Source organism: Caballeronia sp. INML2, from assembly GCF_023631365.1.
GTDB classification, from domain to species: domain Bacteria; phylum Pseudomonadota; class Gammaproteobacteria; order Burkholderiales; family Burkholderiaceae; genus Caballeronia; species Caballeronia turbans.
Window position 1 is genome coordinate 1 of the sequence record NZ_JALQDH010000158.1, and the last position, 3,534, is coordinate 3,534.

Sequence of the window (3,534 nt, forward strand, 5' to 3'; positions counted from 1 at the left end):
TTGCCCATCTCGACGACCGACCAGAGCAGGAGCCGTTCGGCTTCCTTGCGGTAATTCTCGAAGGTGGTTTTCGTGTCGACAAAGCGTGACAGCCAGGCGCGGATCGCATCGAGGTCGTGATCGGCGGCAATCTGGGGGCGCCCTGTCACAGCCCGATTTAGGCCCGCGGAGCCGTTCAGCGTCGCTGGGATGACGAGTGTTTCGAGCGGTGCCGGTTGCAACGCATAGGGCGGTGAGGTTGGCATAGGGGGGCTTTCAGGTCAATGTTCGTTTTGGCGGCAGCTCGACCTAGGAATCTCAACATTATACGGTTAATGTCAAATTCAATAGCAACGTTCGTTGGTTTTGGATCGAAATACGTTGTATTATGGATGATTGTTTCCGCCCTCATGACCCATGTCCGACGCTCATCCTGCAATCCCGTCCGATGAAACCCGCCTGGCGGCGGACATCGAGCGCCTCAAGGTCGAGTTCCCCAAGACGCGGGAGCTCTACCGTGAGGTGTGTGCGCTGCTGTTTTTCCGCTTTGGCGTCCCCCCGACGGCGAACCGCCTCTACAACCTGGTCCGGCGCGGCACCATGAGTACACCGGCGTCGGTCTTGAGCGAGTTTTGGGCGGAGTTGCGCGAGAAAAGCCGGGTGCGTATCGAGCACCCGGACTTGCCGACGGACTTGAGCGAAGCGGCGGGCGAGCTGATCGGGACGCTCTGGACTCGGGCGGCGACGTCTGCACAGGCCGAACTGACGTCCCTGCGCGACGAAGTCGAAGCGAGTCGCGCCGAGGCAGAACAAAAGGTCGTCGCCGCACGGGAAGAACTGGGTCGGACGGAAACGGCGCTGGAGCAGCGTACCGCGGCACTGCTAGCGGCCCAGGTCGAGATTCGGGAATTGGAGCGACAGCAAGCGGAAGAGGCCGCCACGCGTCAAGCGCTCGAGGCGCAGATCAAGCGTCTAAGCGAAGAGGCCGTCGCTCGCGAGCGGGAGCGGGAGAAGGTGCGCGACACGTTCTCGCGTGATCTGGAGAAGCTTCGCGAGACCGCGAGCCGTGCCGAGGAGCGCTTACGCGCATCGGAAAAGCGGGCACTTCTCGAAATCGATCGGGAACGCAGCGCCACAGCAAAGGCTCAGAAAGAATTGGCCGAGGCGGCCAAGCGGGCAGACAAGCGAGAGGCCGAGCACCGTCGCACCGTCGAAGCGCTGCAGGAGCAGCAGGGCGACGCGCGCCATCAGACCGGGGTGCTCCAGGGCAAGCTCGCCGCGCTCGAAGCGGCTTATGCGTCACTTCAGGAACAGTTGAAGTCGCTGCGCACAGCGGCGCGGCCCTCTACGCGACGCGTGTCCACCGCCGAAGCCAGTCCGCCAGCCAGACGAGCCGCCCGCAAGGCAGCGGCAGTCAAAACGGCGAGCGTGAAAGGTCGCCCGTAGATCATGATCGGATGGCGCCGGCGAGTTGTGCAGTCCACCGACCGTTGGCGCGCCAGTCGCGCCGACGGCCAAAAGGAGCGAACAGATGAGAAGATCGGCAGAGAACAAGCTGCGGGTTGTAGCAGTGCGCATCGACCCCGTCATCGAACAGCGCTTGCGGGTGCTGGCAGAGGCAACGGGCCGGAAACAATCGTTCTTTCTGCAGCGAATGATCGAGGAAGGCATCGATGCGATGGAAGAAATCTGGCTGTCGCCGGACACGCTGGCGAAGGTTAGAAATGGTGCTCTGCCCGAACTGCTCGCCGCACAGAGCACCACCTCGGATCTGTTCGATCTGGATGCGACCGACGCAGCCTCGTAGCAGCGACGGTCACCTGTTTTCGTCGCGGTTCGGTAAGATCGCGTTCGTTTTCACAGTGAGGAAGAGACTTCAATGAACAAGCAGGAACTGATCGACGCCGTGGCGTCGGAGTCGGGTACGAGCAAGGTCGCGGCAGAAGAGACCATCAATGCCGTGTTTGAGACGATTTCGAAAGCAGTGGCTGCCGGTGACGCCGTTCAGCTGATCGGCTTCGGATCGTTCGGGGCCGGCGAGCGGGCCGCACGAACGGGTCGAAATCCGCAGACCGGTGAGACGATCGAGATTGCGGCAGCCAAGACCGTCAAATTCACGGCCGGCAAGGGTTTCAAAGACGCCGTCAACCAAGCGTGAACCAAGGCGGCGTCAGTCATGCCGCCGCTTAGAAGAGCTGGTCGTCCAACGGCCGCAGATTGGTCAGCTTGACTGCCGTGAGGCGTTCGGTGCCGTCCGCGTGAATCGACCGGATCATGATCCGTTGGCCACGCGCTTCGCCCAGCACCTCGACGATGCGGTCCTCATAGCGCATAAGCGTGCCGCGAGGCGGTTTGCGTTTCATGCGGCTGCGACCGGTCGAAGAAGGCATAGGGCGTCAAAGCTCGTGCGTCGATCGCATTATGCCAATTCGCAGCGGCGATACCACATCGTTTAGTCGGCTACGGCACAAACAGAGAGGGCAAAGGTTATGCGCCGCATCGTGGTACGTTCTTCGCCGGTCCACGGACGCGGTGTATTTGCACTCACCCAGATCGGGGCTGGTGAGACAGTCCTGGAATACAAGGGCAAGCGCGTGTCTTGGGCACAAGCGCAGCGCCAGTATGCGCGTTCGGCCGCCGAGGACGGCCACACGTTTTACTTCGACCTTGACGACGGGCGCGTGATCGACGGCGCGCAGCGCGGCAACTCGGCGCGCTGGGTCAATCACAGTTGCGCGCCGAACTGCGACACCGAGCAAGATGGCAGCCGGGTTTTCTTCCACGCCCTACGCGACATCAAGCCGGGCGAAGAGTTGTTTATCGACTATCGACTTTTTGTGGAAGGGCGAAAAACTGCTGCGCTCAAAACCCTGTATGCGTGCCGCTGCGGTTCCCACGCCTGTCGAGGGACGATGCTGGCCGGGTCCTGAACTGCCGACCGAATGGTGTCCACGCACCACCGACTATCGCACCCCGACTACGGACCTGCTCGCGACCGCGACGACTTCGACGCACTGAAATGCTGCCGGAACGTGACTGTCATGCCCTCATCAAAATGGACCTTCGCTTCACGCTTTCGACGCAACGCATTTGGATGGCGATCCTCGCTGCCCATCCAACGCCTGAAGGAAGCTGTCTCCGAGATTCGTTCGGCCGCCCGCGCCGATGGTGCGCTTGGTGCGGAAGGGGCCGTTCTTCTTCTTGAAAGACTGTCGCCTGCACTCGAGCACGTCGATAGTTCATCGGGCGCACTTGGCAGCGCGGTCAATCGTGCTATCGAGGCGCTCGTCCCGCTGATTGCCGCCGCCGACGTTGCGCCCGCAGCACGGGAGCGCTGGCTGGAAAGGCTTTTCGAGGCGTTGCAGGACGATCAGATGCCCTACATTGAGAGCCTCGGCGAACACTGGGGAACCTTGTGCGTGACGCCCTCGTTGGCATCTGACTGGGCCGACCGGTTGTTGCCGCTCGCACGGCACCAGTAAGCGACTCGGCACAACCGTTTCCCACTGCTGAATATTTCGACGCATGATGGGCGCGTTCAGCTTGACGGAGACA

General features: G+C 61.8%; 4 protein-coding genes and 3 pseudogenes. 5 read left to right on the top strand and 2 right to left on the bottom strand.

What is annotated here, in order from left to right:
* Positions 1-245 (bottom strand): annotated as a pseudogene (locus NCT32_RS36580) (integrase); the annotation flags it as partial.
* A gap of 151 nt (positions 246-396) precedes the next feature.
* Here NCT32_RS36580 and NCT32_RS36585 point away from each other — a divergent pair.
* The 3 genes and pseudogenes from NCT32_RS36585 to NCT32_RS36595 all read left to right on the top strand — a co-directional run.
* A complete protein-coding gene (locus NCT32_RS36585; protein WP_250491517.1) occupies positions 397-1,425 on the top strand; it encodes a DNA-binding protein in 1,029 nt (342 codons plus the stop codon).
* An 85-nt stretch (positions 1,426-1,510) separates the two neighbouring features.
* Positions 1,511-1,786, top strand: coding sequence for a hypothetical protein (locus tag NCT32_RS36590; protein WP_061121713.1), 276 nt, complete (start codon positions 1,511-1,513; stop codon positions 1,784-1,786).
* A gap of 69 nt (positions 1,787-1,855) precedes the next feature.
* Positions 1,856-2,137, top strand: a pseudogene (locus tag NCT32_RS36595) (HU family DNA-binding protein); the annotation flags it as partial.
* A 28-nt stretch (positions 2,138-2,165) separates the two neighbouring features.
* On the opposite strand, the gene NCT32_RS36600 reads toward NCT32_RS36595, so the two are convergent.
* Entirely contained in the window at positions 2,166-2,342 is a 177-nt protein-coding gene (locus tag NCT32_RS36600) for a hypothetical protein (RefSeq protein WP_250491518.1), read from the bottom strand.
* A 126-nt stretch (positions 2,343-2,468) separates the two neighbouring features.
* On the opposite strand from NCT32_RS36600, the gene NCT32_RS36605 reads away from it, so the two are divergent.
* Both NCT32_RS36605 and NCT32_RS36610 read left to right on the top strand, forming a co-directional pair.
* The gene (locus NCT32_RS36605) at positions 2,469-2,909 is read left to right on the top strand and encodes an SET domain-containing protein (protein WP_250491519.1); all 441 of its coding nucleotides are present in this window, start codon (positions 2,469-2,471) and stop codon (positions 2,907-2,909) included.
* A 111-nt stretch (positions 2,910-3,020) separates the two neighbouring features.
* A pseudogene (locus tag NCT32_RS36610) lies at positions 3,021-3,455 on the top strand (hypothetical protein); the annotation flags it as partial.
* Positions 3,456-3,534: the final 79 nt, after the last annotated feature.